Genomic DNA, 15,092 nt, shown 5'->3' with positions numbered 1-15,092 from the left:
ATCGTTGTGAACCGCGCTTCCGTACCCGGCCTGGATGCCTTGTTGAACCGCCCCTCCGCCTCAGCGGTCCACGAACCGCTGCGCACGGCACTGCTCGGGCAGTGGACGCTGGCCGGGCACCAGGGCGGTGTCGAGGCCAACTGGTCGGTGCTGGGCGACACCTTCGATGCCCTGGCGCTGCTGTCCGCCGACGAAAGCTCGCTGGTGGCCGCCCTGCTGTTCGACCTGCCGGCGCTGCGTGAGCGCAGTGCCAGCCTGCCGCTGGGCAACCCGGCCGCGGTCAATGGGCTGCTGGACGGCCTGGATGCCGCAGACCAGGTGTGGGCGCTGCATGCCGGGCGCGAGGCGGGCCGCAACAGCGAAGGCCTGCGTCGGCTGCTGCTGGCGATCATCCAGGACCTGCGCGTGGTGCCGCTGCTGCTGGCCCGGCAGCTTGCACGGATGCGCGCGGCGGACAGACTGGACGACGAAGAGCAGCGTCGCGCGCTGGCCCAGCTGACGCGTGACATCCATGCGCCGCTGGCCAATCGGCTCGGCATCTGGCAGCTGAAGTGGGAGCTGGAAGACCTGGCGTTCCGCTACCTCGAGCCGGACACCTACCGCCGCATCGCACGCGAAGTGGACGAGACGCGGATTGCCCGCGAGCGCTACGTGGAGAACGTCAAGAAGCTGCTGTCACGCGATCTGGCGGCCAATGGCATCAACGCCGAAGTCAGCGGCCGACCGAAGCACATCTACAGCATCTGGCGGAAGATGCAGAAGAAGCGCTTGTCCTTCGATCAGCTGTACGACATCCGCGCGGTGCGGGTGATGGTGGACGACGTCGGGGCATGCTACGCCGCGCTGGGCGTGGTGCACGCGCTGTGGGCGCCGGTGCCCAGCGAATTCGATGATTACATCGCCCGTCCCAAGGCCAACGATTACCGCTCGCTGCATACCGCGGTGGTCGGTCCGGAAGGACGCACGATCGAGGTGCAGATCCGCACCCATGACATGCACGCGCAGGCCGAGCTCGGCGTGGCCGCCCATTGGAAGTACAAGGAGGGCGGCAAGGGCGGGGAGAAGGCGTTCGACCGCAAGATCACCTGGATGCGGCAGCTGCTGGAGCAGGCCCAGGAGGCATCGGCCAGTGGCCTGGCCGGCGCGCTGGATGCCGAGCTCACCGAAGACCGCGTGTATGCGCTGAGTCCCAAGGGCGAGGTGATGGACCTGCCGCAGGGGGCGACGCCGCTGGATTTCGCCTACCACGTGCACACCATGGTCGGGCACCGCTGCCGCGGGGCGAAGATCAACGGGCGTATCGTGCCATTGACCTACCGGCTGCGCAGCGGTGACCGGGTGGAGATCCGGACCGCGAAGGAAGCCGATCCGCGGCGCGACTGGCTGTTGCCGGCCAATGGCTACCTGGCCAGCAACCGTTCGCGCGAAAAGGTGCGCAACTGGTTCCACAAGCTGGACCGCGCGCGCAACGTGCAGGCCGGTCGCGAGCTGCTGGACCGCGAGCTGAAACGCCTGGGACTGGCACAGGCGGACCTGGGCGCCGTGCTGAAGAAGTTCCATGCCGACAGTGTCGAGGACCTGTACATCCAGGTGGCACTGGCAGACACCGGTCCCAACCAGGTCAGTCGCGCGTTGCTGGAGGCCGAACGGGCCGCCAACCAGCCACCGGCGCCCCCGGCGCTGCCGCGGCCGACGGCACGCCGTGAAGGCCTGGGCAAAAGCAAGTTCACCGTGCAGGGCGTGGGCAACCTGATGGTGCAGCTGGCGCGCTGCTGCCAGCCGGTTGCCGGTGAACCCATCGTGGGCTACCTGACGCGGACCCGCGGGGTGACCGTGCACCGTGCCGACTGCCCGTCGCTGGCGCGCCTGTCGGCGGCCAGCCCGCAGCGCATCCTGCCGGTGGAATGGGGCCAGGCTGGCAGCGGCTATGAAGTGGACGTGGTGGTCGATGCGGTGGACCGACGCTGGCTGCTGAAGGACATCACCAACCTGATCGCACAGGAAGACGCCTATGTGCTGGATATCCACAGTGACAACGTGCGCAACAGCGGCCAGGCGCACCTCAGGCTGCGCTTGAAGGTCAGCGATTTCGACCAGCTGTCCGCGCTGTTGGGCAAGATGGACGCACTGCCGGGCGTGAGCCAGGTGCGCAGACTGGGCTGAACTTCACGCCAACCGGGCTAGTCTTCGCACATGGACAGGAATTCGCGTCGCGCAGGCGAGCAGGGACACGACGCGCTGCAGCGCGTGCGCCGGGAGGGGCGCTGGTGGTGGGTGCAGGCGCGGCACACGCGCAGGATATGGCGCTGGGCGCTGCTGGCTGCCGGCGTGCTGTTCCTGGCCTTGATCCTGCTGCGCAGACCGCTGGCCGATTGGTTCTGGGACGAGCCGCAGATAGAGCAGCTGATCGAGCAGGGCGATCGCGCGTTGGCGGCAGGGCAGCTGAGCAGTGCCGATGGCCGCGGCGCGCGCGATTATTTCCAGGCAGCCCTGGCGCTGGATGGCGATCGCAGTGAGGCGCGCAATGGTCTTGCGCGGACCGGCGCCGCAGCACTGCGGTCGGGCGAGGCTGCGCTGGCCAGCGGCGCGCTGGAGGAAGCCGCCGAGGCCCTGGCCTTGGCGCGGCAGTTGCAGGTGCCGCAGCGGGACAGCGAGGCGCTCGCGCGGCAGCTTCGGGAGCGCCGCGCTGCGGGCGCGGGCCTGGACGCGCTGCTGGCCCAGGCGCGCCAGGCCCTGGCTGCCGGACGACTGGATGACACGCCCGATGATGCCTTGCCGTTGTTGCAGCGCGTACTGGAACTGCGTCCGTTGGACGTGACGGCGCTTGAAGCACGCGAGGATGCGTTGAGCGATCTCCTGCTGCGCGCCCGTGCAGCCAGTGACGAAGGTGATGTCAGGCAGGCGGCGCGGCTGGTACAGCGAGCACGCGATTACGACCCCGGCCATGCCGACATTCCAGCCAGCCAGGAAGCGCTTTCACGGGCGCTCGAATCGCGTGTCCGGCGCGCAGCCAGCGAGCTGCGGCGGGGCCGCCTGGATGCGTCCATCGAGCAGCTCCAACCGGCGCTGGACGCTGCCGGCGACGAGGCGGTGGTCACCGCACAGCGTGAACGGCTGGCGGCGGCACTGGTCAAAGAGGGGCTGCGGCTCGCGGCGGACTATCGCTTCGCCGACGCCGTGGCGCGGATGGATGATGCGCAGCGCATGCAGGCATCGCCACGCGAGGTTGCCGCAGCACGCCAGCAGGTTGAGCGGGCCCGCGTGGCGCGGCAATCACAGCAGGGACGCATCGCACCCTCGCGTGCAGGCAGGCAACAGCTCGAGCGCTTGCTGGAGCGCCTGCAGCAGGCCGAGGCTCGCGGCCAGTTGATTGCTCCGCCCGGCGCCAGCGCGTTCGACGCGCTTCGCGAAGCCCAGTCGCTGGCCCCGGATGACCTGCGTGTGATGGCCGCCGCCAAGCGGCTGCTGCCCGCCAGCCGGCATTGCTTCGAAGACGCGCTGCGGCAGAACCGGGTTGAAGCGGCCGGGGCTTGCCTGCAGGCATGGCAGACCCTTGCACCGACCAACGCGGCGATCGGGGTGGCGCGCAATCGACTGGCCCTGCGGTGGTTGGCGATCGGCAGCGAACGCCTGGGCAGTGGCGATGTGGGGTTCGCCACCCGTGCGGCCGAGCAGGCACGCCAGTGGCAGCCCACGCTCGCTGAGCTGCCCGCGTTTGAAGCACGGGTACGGCAGGCCGGGGATATTGGACGCTGAACCATTGCGCTGTCGGCAGCGGTCGGTGTCCGCTATAGTCCTGCCGCTGCACCTTTCTGCCACGGCCTGCCATGTCTGCTGCTGTTCCTCCCACCGAGATCGTCCTGCGCAACACCCCGGGCGCGGGGCAGTCCAGCGATTTCGATGCGCTGATGGTCTGTGCGGTGATCGTGACCTACGCACCGGATCCGGTGCTGCTGCGGAAGGTCGTGGCAAGCGTTGCTTCGCAGGTGGGCCATGTTGTCGTGTTCGACAACGGCAGCCGCGCGGTCGACGTGGCCGGTCTGCTTGCCGGGCAGGAGCGCGTCAGCGTGGTGCCTTCGGGGCTCAATGTCGGCCTCGGCGCTGCGCTTAATCGTGCCTGCGAACGCGCCCGCCAGATGGGGTTCCAGTACGTGCTGCTGATGGACCAGGACAGCGTGCTTGCAGAAGGCATGGTCCAGACCCTGGGCACGGCCCTCGTTGACCTGCAGCAGGCAGGGCATGTGGCGGCCGTGGGGCCGCAGTTCCGCGACGCGCGAAGCGGCGAGCTGGCACCGTTCGTTCGCTTTGGATTCCCGCTCAACCGGAAACTGCGCGGTGGTGCCGGGCAGCGGATTTCCTGTGATTTCCTGATTACCTCGGGCTCTCTGGTTCCAGTGGCGGCGCTGGAGCGGATCGGACCGATGGACGAAGCGCTGTTCATCGACAACCTCGACATGGACTGGTGCTTCCGTGCCAAGCGCGCCGGGTTCTCCCTGCACGGCATCTGCGATGCGCAGATGGCGCACAGCATCGGCGAGGAGCTGCGTGCCTCATGGGTGAAGCAGGACGGTGTGATCGTGCACAAGCCGTTCCGTCTGTACTTCATCATGCGCAACCGGGTGCTGCTTTACCGCCGCCGCTACACCCCCCGGGTATGGATAGCCCAGGATGTGCCCCGGCTGGTGCTCAAGTTCGTTGGCAATGCGCTTTTCCTTCCCCAGCGCTGGCAGCGGCTGGTGTTCATGTGCAGGGGCCTGCGTGATGGCCTGCTGGGACGCGGCGGTGGATTGCCGGGTTGAGTCGGGGGGCACGGCCCAGGCCACGGCTGTTGCTGCAGCGATGGCACCCGACTGCTTGAACTGAAGCCAACCGCGCGGCCAGGGACAAGCGGTCTTCGCGAGGGCTGGGGTAGACTCGGCGCATTCAAATATCGCGCCCTGCCTGTGCCCCGACGCTACGATTCCGACGACATCGACGATCTCGACGACGACAACGAGACCGGCCCCTCGCCCTGGCGCCGCCGGTTGATCACCTGGAGCATGGCCGCCGTTGCGCTTGGGCTGGGCTTCCTCATTCCGTATACGGTCTACCTGAACCATCAGGTGACCCAGCGCTTCGGCGAGCTGCGCTGGCAGATCCCCACGCGGGTGTACGCGCGACCGCTGGTGCTGGTGCCTGGCAAGGCAATGGACGCTGCCACGCTGAAGACCGAGCTGGCCGCCTCGGCGTACCGCGATGACGGCGTCGGTGAGGCGCCGGCGACGTACGCGGTGCAGGGCTCGCGCTTCACCATTTCCAGCCGCGGTTACAACGATGTCGACGGCCGCGTGGCGCCGCGACGGGTGGAGCTGACGCTGTCCGGCGGCAGCATCGCCTCGCTGCGTGATGCCGAAGGGCGCAAGGCGCTCAAGGCCGCGCGCATGGATCCTGCGCGCATCGCCACGCTGTACGGGCAGAAGCAGGAAGAGCGCCGCCTGATCCGCATGGAGGAAGCGCCGGACCTGTTGGTCACCGGCCTGCAGGCGGTGGAAGACAAGGATTTCAACCGTCACCACGGCATCGATCTGTCCGGCATCGCGCGTGCGGTGTGGGTGACGGTGCGCTCGGGTGGACAGAGCCGGCAGGGCGCTTCCACGCTGACCCAGCAGCTGGCACGAAGCGGGCTGCTGGGCATCGGCAAGGAGCAGACGGTCACCCGCAAATTCAACGAGGTGCTGTTCGCGCTGATCATGGAAGCGCGGTATGACAAGCGCACCATCTTCGAGGCCTACCTCAACCAGGTCTATCTGGGCCAGCGCGGCAGCCAGGCGATCCACGGCATGTCCTCCGGTGCCGAGTTCTGGTTCGGGCGCGATCTCGCTTCGCTGGAAAGCGAGCACATCGCGCTGCTGATCGGACTGGTCAAGGGGCCGTCCTACTACGATCCGCGGCGCAACCCGGAGCGTGCGCTGGACCGGCGCAACTTCGTGCTGGGCAAGCTGCACGAAGCCACGCTGATCGATGATGCGGAGTACCAGCGCGCGGTGAAGGCACCGCTGGGCGTGCCGAAGAACCCCGGCATCGTCGCCGCCAACCGGTTCCCGGCCTACATCGACCTGGTGCGGCGCCAGCTCGGTCATGACTACCCCGAATCCGTGCTGCAGGGCGCAGGCATGAGCGTGATGAGCGGCATGGCGCCGTCCGCGCAGGCCTATGCCGAAGGGGCGGTGACCCGCACCGTGAAGTCGCTGGAAAACAAGAAGCGACCGGAAATCCAGGCCGGGCTGGTGCTGACCGACGTGCACAACGGTGACGTGCTGGCGGTGGTCGGCAACCGTGATGTTTCCGCGCCGGGCTTCAACCGGGCCATCGAGGCGCAGCGCCAGGTCGGCTCGCTGCTCAAGCCGTTCGTGTACCTGCTGGCGCTTGCCCAGCCGGACCGTTATTCGTTGGCCAGCTGGGTGGATGATTCGCCGGTCACCGTGAAGCTGGGGCGCAACCGCAACTGGTCGCCGGGCAATGCGGACAACCGCAGCCACGGCACCGTGCGGCTGGTCGATGCGCTGGCGCATTCGTACAACCAGGCCACTGTGCGGGTCGGCATGCAGGTGGGCCCGGAGCGGGTGACCCAGCTCATCCACGTGCTGGCCGGGATCAAGGCCGAGCCGAATCCGGCGGTGATCCTGGGCGCGACCGACCAGAGCCCGTATGCGATGGCCCAGCTGTACCAGTTCCTGGCATCCGGCGGTGAAATACAGCCGCTGCATGCGGTGCGTGGCGTGCTGGACCCGCAGGGCAAGCTGCTGAAGCGCTACGACAAGACCCCGGCGCCTGCCCAGGAAGGCGATTCGATTGCCGCCAACCTGATCAGCATCGGCCTGCAGCAGGTGGTGTCCAGCGGTACCGCGCAGCGCCTGAACGCCGATGGCCTGGCGCGCCTGCAGGCCGCCGGCAAGACCGGTACCTCCAACGATGGCCGTGACAGCTGGTATGCCGGTTACACCGGTGACCACCTGGCGGTGGTGTGGATGGGCAACGACCAGAACGAGCAGACCGGCCTGTTCGGCGCCACCGGCGCGATGCGGGTCTGGTCCGGCATCTTCTCGCGGCTGCCGACCGCGCCGCTGCGGGTCAGTGACAAGGGCCTGGACTACCAGTACGTTGAAGCCAGCGGCACCGGATCGACCGATGAAACCTGTCCGGGCGCACGCCGCTTCCCGTTCGTGGTCGGCTACGCGCCGGCGTACGCGCCGTGTGCCCCGCCCGCCGCGCTGCCCGAAGAGGGCGGCGAGCAGGGTGGGGGCTGGCGCAGTTGGTTCGGCCTGGATCCCAAGCCGGACGCGCCGGCAGAACCTTCGGCGCAGCCAGCGCCTTCGACATCCCCGAGGTGATTGCCATGTCTTTCCGTTTTCCGCGCGTGTCTCTGCTGGCGCTGGCGCTGAGCGCCTCGCTGGCTGCCTGTGTCAGCGCGCCGCCGCCGGTGGTGGCACCGGTGGATACCACCACGCCGGCCCAGCGCATGGCCGCCGTTGAAGCCGCCGCCGGTCCTGATGACAAGGAGCTGTCGGTGGCGCCGTTGCGGGATCCGCAGGTCGACGACCTGCGCCAGTCTGCGCACGCCCAGCGCCAGGCCGGTGACCTGGCGGCCGCTGCCGCGCAGCTGGACCAGGCGCTGGGCCTGGTGGCGGAAGATCCGGCAGTGTTGCAGGAGCGCGCCGAGATCTCGCTGCTGCAGGGCCAGTGGGCGCCGGCTGAACAGTTCGCGCAGCAGGCGATCCAGCTGGGCTCCAAGACCGGGCCGTTGTGCCGCCGGCACTGGGCGACGATTGAGCAATCGCGCCTGGCGCGCGGCGAGCAGGAGAATGCGGTATCTGCGCATGCGCAGATTGCCAGCTGCACCGTGCCGCCGATCATGCGCTACTGAGGTTGGCGAACGGGTGGGACCCCCTCGCGGGTGGCCACTTTCTGCAGCCGGCGCTGGGGCTGGGCCGGGCGGGGAGGCTATGCGGGGCACGCGCAAGTACGTCCTTGTAGCTCTTCGCGGCTCCTGCCGCTCAAGGCCCCGCATAGCCTCCCCGCCCGACCCGCTGACAGGTTCCGGGGGCCGCCACCCGCGTAATGAAAAGAACAAAGGCAGGGGTCAGCGTCCTTTCGCTGCGCGAAAGGACGCTGACCCCCTGTTTCTCCCCCCCTGCCACCCCCTGTTTTGTCCATGGCCACCATGGACCTGTCGAAGGTGGGGCGGGGTGGGTTGGCGGGCGCGTAGAGCGCCATGGATGGCGCGAATCGAGGCCCGCAGGAGCGGCTCTTGCCGTCCCCCGCCAATTCACCTCGCCCCACCATCAAGCAGCCCTGCAGCTGTTGACGTTGACGTTGACGTTGACCTTGATCTTGACGTCAGCTTCTGCGCTGCCGGGCGCCGCCCGGCGAAAACGCTCCCCACCCGGTATCCTGTCAGCGCTGATGAAGCCTGATCTTGTCCATGCCAGCCGCGAGGCGCTGAGCCAGGGCGGGGCGCTCGCCTCCCACCTGGACGCGTTCGTGCCGCGCCCGGCACAGCTGTGCCTGACCGAAGCCATCGCCGAGACGCTGCAGCAGCGCGACCTGCTGCTGGCCGAAGCGGGCACCGGCACCGGCAAGACCTACGCCTACCTGGTGCCGGTACTGCTGTCCGGCATGAAGACCATCATCTCCACCGGGACCCGTGCGCTGCAGGACCAGCTGTACCACCGCGACCTGCCGCGCGTGCGGCAGGCGCTCGGTGTCGGCCACCGCAGCGCGTTGCTGAAAGGGCGTGCCAATTACCTGTGCCGCTACCGCCTGCAACAGGCCCGCGGCGAGCCGCGTTTCAGCACCCCCCAGCAGGCGGCCGAGTTCCAGCGCATCCTGGCCTGGTCCGGGCGCACCCGGCACGGCGACATGGCCGAACTGGACGCCCTGGCCGATGACTCCCCGCTGCTGCCGATGGTCACTTCCACGGTGGACAACTGCCTTGGGCCGGACTGCGCTTACTACGACGACTGCTTCGTGGTGCAGGCGCGCCAGCGGGCCCAGGCTGCCGACGTGGTCGTGGTCAACCATCATCTGCTGCTGGCTGACCTGGCGTTGAAGCAGGAAGGCTTCGGCGAGCTGTTGCCGGGCGCCGAGGCCTTCGTGATCGACGAAGCCCACCAGCTGCCCGAACTGGCCGCGCAGTTCTTCGGCGAAGGCTTCGGCATGCGGCCCTGGCAGGAACTGGCGCGCGACTGCCTGCTGGAAGCGCGCAGCGTCGCCGGCGCACAGGCGGCATTGCAGGCGCCGGTGTCCGCGCTGGAGCACGCGTTGATCGACCTGCGTACCGCGATGGACGGGCTGCCGCAGCGCGGCACGCAGGGGCGTGCACTGGCGGTGCCGCAGGTGCGCGATGGCTTCGATGCGGCGATGAGCGCACTGCACGCGCTGTTGCAGGTTCTGGACAGCCTGCGTGAGGCCTCCTCCGGGCTGGACGCGTGCCATGCGCGGGCGCGCGAGGCGGTGTCACGGCTCGGCCGCTGGCTGGGCGATGACGCGCCGCTGCCGGACTTCAATGCCGAGCCGGACGCGGTGCCTGCCGACGCCGGTGACGTGCTGTGGTACGAGCTGACCCCGCGGGGATTCCGCTGCCAGCGCACGCCGATGGATGTCTCCGGTCCACTGCGCGAACACCGGCAACGCACGATGGCGGCGTGGATATTCACCTCGGCCACGTTGACCGTGGGCGGCGGGTTCGACCACGTCACCCAGCGACTGGGCTTGGACGACCCGCGCACCCTGGTCCAGCCCAGCCCCTTCGACTGGCCAACCCAGGCACTGTGCTACCTGCCGGAAGGGCTGCCGGACCCGGCCGCACGGGGTTTCGGTACCGCGCTGATCGTCACCCTGCGCCCGGTACTGGAGGCCTCGCACGGGCGCGCCTTCCTGCTGTTTGCATCGCATCGGGCGCTGCGCGAGGCCGCAGAGGCGCTGCGCGGCGGGCCTTGGCCGCTGTTCGTGCAGGGCGAGGCGCCGCGTGCGACGCTGCTGCAGCGCTTCCGCGAATCCGGCAACGGCGTGCTGCTGGGCTCGGCCAGTTTCCGCGAGGGGGTGGACGTGGTCGGCGATGCGTTGAGCGTGGTGGTCATCGACAAATTGCCCTTCGCCGCGCCGGATGACCCGGTGTTCGAGGCCCGCCTGGATGCGATCCGGACACAGGGCGGCAACCCCTTCCGCGACGAGCAGCTGCCGCAGGCGGTGATCGCGCTGAAGCAGGGCGTTGGCCGGCTGATCCGCAGCGAGACCGACCGTGGCGTGCTGGTGCTGTGCGACCCGCGGCTGCTCAACCGTGGCTATGGCCGGATCTTCCTGGACTCGCTGCCGCCGTTCCGGCGCACCCGCGCGCTGGCCGATGTACAGGCGTTCTTTGCCCCACAATGGACGCCGGCGGCGCCTGCGCCTCTTCACGATGACGTGCTGCCGCCCGGTACGCCGCTCTCCCTGTTCTGAACAATGACACGATGAAACTGCTCGCCTTTGAACTGTCCACCGAAGCCTGTTCCGTTGCCGTCCACGTGGATGGCGAGGTGCGTGAGCGCTTCGAGATCGCACCGCGCCGACACGCGGAACTGGCCCTGCCATGGGCCGAGGAACTGCTTGCCGAAGCCGGCATCGCGCGTTCGCAGCTCGATGCGATTGCCTTGGGCCGCGGTCCCGGCGCGTTCACTGGCGTGCGCCTGGCGATCGCGCTGGCGCAGGGCGTTGCGCTCGCGCTGGATCGTCCGCTGGTCCCGGTTTCCACGCTGCAGGCGCTGGCGATGCGCGCGCCGGCCGACGCAGGACAGGTGTTGGCCGCCATCGATGCACGGATGGGCGAGGTCTACGTTGCCCGCTACCAGCAGGTCGACGGCGTGCCCCTGCTGCAGGATGCCGAGCGGGTGTGCCCGCCGCAGGCCGTGGTGCTGCCCGAGGGCATCCGCTGCGCCGGCGTGGGTACCGGCTTTGCCGCGGCCGAGGGCGCGATCGTGGCGCAGTTGGGCGATGCATTGAGCTGTGTGGACGCCACCGCGTTGCCGCATGCTTCGGACGTGCTGGCGCTCGCCCTGCCGATGCTGGCGCGCGGCGAAGCGATCGCTCCTGAGCGGGTGGAACCGGCCTACCTGCGCGACAACGTGGCATTGACGCTGGTTGAGCAACAGGCGTTGCGGGCGTCCAGGCAGCGGTGACACAGCGAACGGGTGGGACCCCCTCGCGGGTAGCGGCTTTCTGTATCCGGCGCTGGGTCGGGCGGTGGGGCTGTGCGGGGGACGGCAGAAGCTGCATCCATGCGGGCCTCGTTTCGCGCCATCCATGGCGCTCAACGCCCCCGCTCAGTCCCACCGCCCGACCCCTGACAGGTTCCGGGGCGCCGCCAGCCGCGTATTGAAAAAAAGGAAGAGCGGTAGCGCCGACCCATGGTCGGCGGTGTCCATCAGACCCCATTCCCCCCACCCTCCGCCGACCATGGGTCGGCGCTACCGAAGGTTCCATGGCCGCCATGGACCTGTCGAAGGTGGGGCGGGGTGGGTTGGCGGGGGCGTAGAGCGCCATGGATGGCGCGAATCGAGGCCCGCAGGAGCGGCTTTTGCCGTCCCCCGCCAAGCCATCCCGCCGCGCCAGCAAGCAACCCTGCAGCTGTTGACGTTGACGTTGACGTTGCTCGAACAAGCAGCCGCCGGGCGCAGCCCGGCACACACACCCTCAGTCGTCGCGTAGTTCGCCACCGGGCAGGAACGCCCAAGTGCGGGTCACCTGCAGGATATCCACGTCATCCTTGGTCTGCGGCAGCGCCGGGAACGGCTGCGCCAGCCGCACCACCCGCAGGGCCGCCTCGTCCAGCAGCGGGGTCCCGCTGGAGCGCAGGATGCGCGCACTTTCCACGCTGCCATCGCGGCGCACGCCCACGGTGATCACCACCTGTCCGCCCAGTCGACGCTGGCGCGCTTCATCGGGGTAGTTCAGGTTGCCCACGCGTTCTGCCCGGTCGACCCAGGCGCGCAGGTAGTTGGCCCACGCGTACTCACGGGTGCTGGCGGAAACGAACTTGCGGTTGGGCCGCTTCGCATACTGCGCCGAGCGCAGGTGCACCTCGGCGGCGAGCCGGGCCATCTCGGCATCGCGCTGCTCGCGCGCGTTCAACGGCGCATCCGGGCGCGGCTGTTCCGGCATCGGCTGCTGCTGGGCCCGGGCGACCTGCTCTTCGCCATTGCGGCTGCTCACCACCCGCGACTGCGGTGGCGGCGGGGCAGCGGCATCCTGCCGTTGCTGCGGTACGGGACTGCTGCCGGGCAGCGCCTGCGGCACCACACCGGCCTGGCTTTCGCGCGGACGCATCGCCTTGTCATGCTCACCGCCGCCGACCTGGCTGGCGGCGGCCAGGAAATCAGCCTGACTGGGCGTCAGCGCGGTCTGGGTCTGGGTGAAGATCACGTCCAGCGTCGGCACCAGGGGGGCGTCGCCGCGCACCGCGAACCCCACGCCCAGGATCAGCAGCGCATGCAGGGCGACGGACAGGGCCAGGGTCGCGCCCAGCCGCTGTGATTCGCGGCCGCTGGCAGCGAGGGAAACCATCGCGCTCATCGCGGCAGGTCGGCCTCGATGGCGTCGAACAGCTGGCCGGCGATGTTCAGGCCGTACTGCGCGTCCAGTTCACGCACGCAGGTCGGGCTGGTCACGTTGACCTCGGTGAGGTAATCGCCGATCACGTCCAGGCCGACGAAACGCATGCCACGCCGCTTCATCTCCGGGCCCACCTGGGCGGCGATCCAGCGGTCACGTTCGCTCAGCGGGCGGCCTTCGCCGCGTCCGCCGGCGGCCAGGTTGCCGCGGAATTCATCGCCCTGCGGGATCCGCGCCAGGCAGTAATCCACCGGCACGCCGTCCACCAGCAGGATGCGCTTGTCGCCGGCGGTGATGTCGGGGATGAACTTCTGCGCCAAGGTCAGTTTGCGGTTGCCGTCGGTCAGCGTTTCCAGGATCACGTTGAGGTTCGGATCACCGGTGCCGCTGCGGAAGATCGAACGTCCGCCCATGCCGTCCAGCGGCTTCAGCACCGCCTGGCCGTGCTCCAGCACGAAGGCCTTCAGCGCCTTGGCGTCGCGGCTGACCAGGGTCGGGGGGCAGCACTGCGGGAACAGCAGGGCGGCCAGTTTCTCGTTGTAATCGCGCAGGCCCTGCGGATTGTTGACCACCCGCGCGCCTGCCGTGGCGGCCACGTCGAGCACCTGGGTGTCGTAGATGAACTCGGCATCCACGGGCGGGTCCTTGCGCATCAGCACGACCTGGCCGGGGCCGAACACCGTCTGGCTGAACCCGCCCAGGGTGTACCAGTCGGTCGGGTCGTCGCGCACCTGCAGCGGGGCGGTGAGGGCGACGGCGCGGCCGTTGTCCAGGCTCAATCCGCCGGGCTTCACGTAGTGCAGGGCGTGGCCGCGGCGCTGGGCCTCCAGCAGCATGGCGAAGGTCGTGTCCTTGGCGATCTTGATATGGGCGATGGGGTCCATCACCACGATGACGTTCAACGGCATGGCGGCACCTGTCAGGCAAGGTGCTGATGGTAGCGGCTCCGCCCGCGGCGTGCCCGCCTGTCTGCGCGCAACGGTGCGTGCGGCCAATCGATCCACCCCCCTTCGCCACGGCCGGACGGGCCTCGCGCACGAAAGTCGTCGCCGAACTTGCTGGCGGTCACGCAAGTGCGATATAGATACGCCTTCGCAGCGGCGCCGACCGAAGTGCCGCGCATGGGGAACGGTAATGACTGAGAACATGACTGCGGGCGGGGAGCTCGCAGGACTCCGGGTGATGGTCATCGACGATTCGAAGACCATTCGAAGGACGGCGGAAACGCTGCTGAAACGCGAAGGCTGCGAGGTGGTGACCGCCACCGACGGCTTCGAGGCCTTGGCCAAGATCGCAGACCAGCAGCCGCAGATCATCTTCGTGGACATCATGATGCCGCGTCTTGACGGCTATCAGACCTGTGCGCTGATCAAGGGCAACCAGCTGTTCAAGTCGACGCCGGTGATCATGCTGTCGTCCAAGGATGGTCTGTTCGACAAGGCGCGCGGGCGCATCGTCGGCTCGGAGCAGTACCTGACCAAGCCTTTCACGCGCGAAGAACTGCTGGGTGCCATCCGCACATACGTCAACGCCTGACCAGGGGGGAAAGGCAAAATGGCTCGTATCGTCCTGATCGAGGATTCACCGACCGACCGTGCGGTGTTCAGCCAATGGCTGCGCAAGGCAGGGCATGAAGTCGAAGAGGCAGACAACGCCGAAGCCGGGCTGGAACTGGTCCGCAGCCAGTTGCCACAGCTGGTGCTGATGGACGTCGTCCTGCCGGGCATGAGTGGCTTCCAGGCCACCCGCGCACTGGCCCGCGATGCGGCCACCAAGCACATCCCGGTGATCATCGTCAGCACCAAGGCGATGGAAACCGACAAGGCCTGGGGCCTGCGCCAGGGGGCTGCCGATTACATCGTCAAGCCGCCGCGCGAGGAAGACCTGATCGCGCGGATCAACGAGCTGGTGTCCTGATGCGCTCTCCCTTCGACATCCTCGAAGCCTACGAGCGCCGCAGCCTGGCCCATGCGGTGCAGTTGCCGGAACGCCAGTTCGCGCAGGATCTCTGGCGTGGCGTCGGGTACCGGGTCGGCCATCGCCGGCTGGTCTCGGACTTCCGTGAAGTGGTGGAAATCGTGCCGATGCCACCGGTCACGCCGGTGCCCTGCGCGCAGCCCTGGCTGCTCGGCGTGGGCAACCTGCGCGGCAACCTGTTCCCGGTGATCGATCTGAAGCTGTTCCTGGAAGGCGCGCGCACGGTGCAGCAGGAAGGCCAGCGCGTGCTGGTCATGCGCCAGGCCGGCGGCGACGTGGCCCTGACCATCGACGAACTCTACGGCCAGCGCAGTTTCGAGCTGGACCAGGAAGTGGCGGTGGGCGGACTGGCCGAAGGGCGCTACGCCCACTTCGTCGAACGTGCCTTCCATGCCGACGAACACGACTGGGGCGTCTTCTCGCTCTCGCTGCTGTCGCGCACTCCCGAATTCCGGCAAGCCGCGGCCTGAACCGCAGTTTCCGTTCCT

The 15,092-nt window shown here is 68.6% G+C and carries 12 protein-coding genes; 10 read left to right on the top strand and 2 right to left on the bottom strand.

Annotated elements, in window-relative coordinates; genetic code table 11:
* The first annotated feature begins 6 nt into the window (after positions 1-6).
* The 7 genes from QE373_RS13445 (at position 7) to tsaB (ending at position 11,195) form a co-directional block, all read left to right on the top strand.
* Positions 7-2,163, top strand: a complete 2,157-nt coding sequence (locus tag QE373_RS13445) for a bifunctional (p)ppGpp synthetase/guanosine-3',5'-bis(diphosphate) 3'-pyrophosphohydrolase (protein ID WP_309687387.1) — start codon at positions 7-9, stop codon at positions 2,161-2,163.
* 30 nt (positions 2,164-2,193) lie between these two features.
* Positions 2,194-3,756 (top strand): hypothetical protein, encoded by a 1,563-nt coding sequence (locus QE373_RS13440; RefSeq protein ID WP_309687384.1) that lies wholly within the window; start codon positions 2,194-2,196, stop codon positions 3,754-3,756.
* A 71-nt stretch (positions 3,757-3,827) separates the two neighbouring features.
* On the top strand, positions 3,828-4,799 hold the full coding sequence (locus QE373_RS13435; protein WP_309687381.1) for a glycosyltransferase family 2 protein: 972 nt from the start codon (positions 3,828-3,830) through the stop codon (positions 4,797-4,799).
* 144 nt (positions 4,800-4,943) lie between these two features.
* Complete coding sequence (mrcB, locus tag QE373_RS13430) at positions 4,944-7,370, top strand: penicillin-binding protein 1B (protein ID WP_309687379.1); 2,427 nt, start codon at positions 4,944-4,946, stop codon at positions 7,368-7,370.
* Between the two features lie 5 nt (positions 7,371-7,375).
* Positions 7,376-7,903, top strand: a complete 528-nt coding sequence (locus QE373_RS13425; protein WP_309687376.1) for a hypothetical protein — start codon at positions 7,376-7,378, stop codon at positions 7,901-7,903.
* 539 nt (positions 7,904-8,442) lie between these two features.
* Positions 8,443-10,479: an ATP-dependent DNA helicase gene (locus tag QE373_RS13420; protein WP_309687374.1), complete on the top strand. Its 2,037-nt coding sequence runs from the start codon at positions 8,443-8,445 to the stop codon at positions 10,477-10,479.
* Positions 10,480-10,490: 11 nt separating this feature from the next.
* Positions 10,491-11,195, top strand: coding sequence for a tRNA (adenosine(37)-N6)-threonylcarbamoyltransferase complex dimerization subunit type 1 TsaB (gene tsaB, locus QE373_RS13415; protein WP_309687371.1), 705 nt, complete (start codon positions 10,491-10,493; stop codon positions 11,193-11,195).
* Positions 11,196-11,709: 514 nt separating this feature from the next.
* Here the strand turns inward: tsaB and QE373_RS13410 are convergent.
* Positions 11,710-12,588, bottom strand: a complete 879-nt coding sequence (locus tag QE373_RS13410; protein WP_309687368.1) for an energy transducer TonB — start codon at positions 12,586-12,588, stop codon at positions 11,710-11,712.
* On the bottom strand, positions 12,585-13,535 hold the full coding sequence (gshB, locus tag QE373_RS13405) for a glutathione synthase (protein ID WP_309687366.1): 951 nt from the start codon (positions 13,533-13,535) through the stop codon (positions 12,585-12,587). The genes QE373_RS13410 and gshB overlap by 4 nt, the downstream gene beginning before the upstream one ends.
* 226 nt (positions 13,536-13,761) lie before the next feature.
* On the opposite strand from gshB, the gene pilG reads away from it, so the two are divergent.
* Genes pilG through QE373_RS13390 form a run of 3 tightly spaced genes read left to right on the top strand, consistent with a single transcriptional unit; the run spans position 13,762 to position 15,074 of the window.
* On the top strand, positions 13,762-14,163 hold the full coding sequence (pilG, locus tag QE373_RS13400; protein ID WP_042614342.1) for a twitching motility response regulator PilG: 402 nt from the start codon (positions 13,762-13,764) through the stop codon (positions 14,161-14,163).
* A gap of 18 nt (positions 14,164-14,181) precedes the next feature.
* Positions 14,182-14,544 (top strand): response regulator, encoded by a 363-nt coding sequence (locus tag QE373_RS13395; RefSeq protein WP_057508185.1) that lies wholly within the window; start codon positions 14,182-14,184, stop codon positions 14,542-14,544.
* Positions 14,544-15,074 (top strand): chemotaxis protein CheW, encoded by a 531-nt coding sequence (locus tag QE373_RS13390; RefSeq protein WP_057508184.1) that lies wholly within the window; start codon positions 14,544-14,546, stop codon positions 15,072-15,074. The genes QE373_RS13395 and QE373_RS13390 overlap by 1 nt, the downstream gene beginning before the upstream one ends.
* Positions 15,075-15,092 lie beyond the last annotated feature (18 nt).

It is taken from the genome of Stenotrophomonas sp. SORGH_AS_0321 (assembly GCF_031453215.1).
Lineage (GTDB): Bacteria > Pseudomonadota > Gammaproteobacteria > Xanthomonadales > Xanthomonadaceae > Stenotrophomonas > Stenotrophomonas chelatiphaga.
Note: the sequence above shows the minus strand (reverse complement) of the source record. Positions and strands in the feature narration are given on the sequence as shown.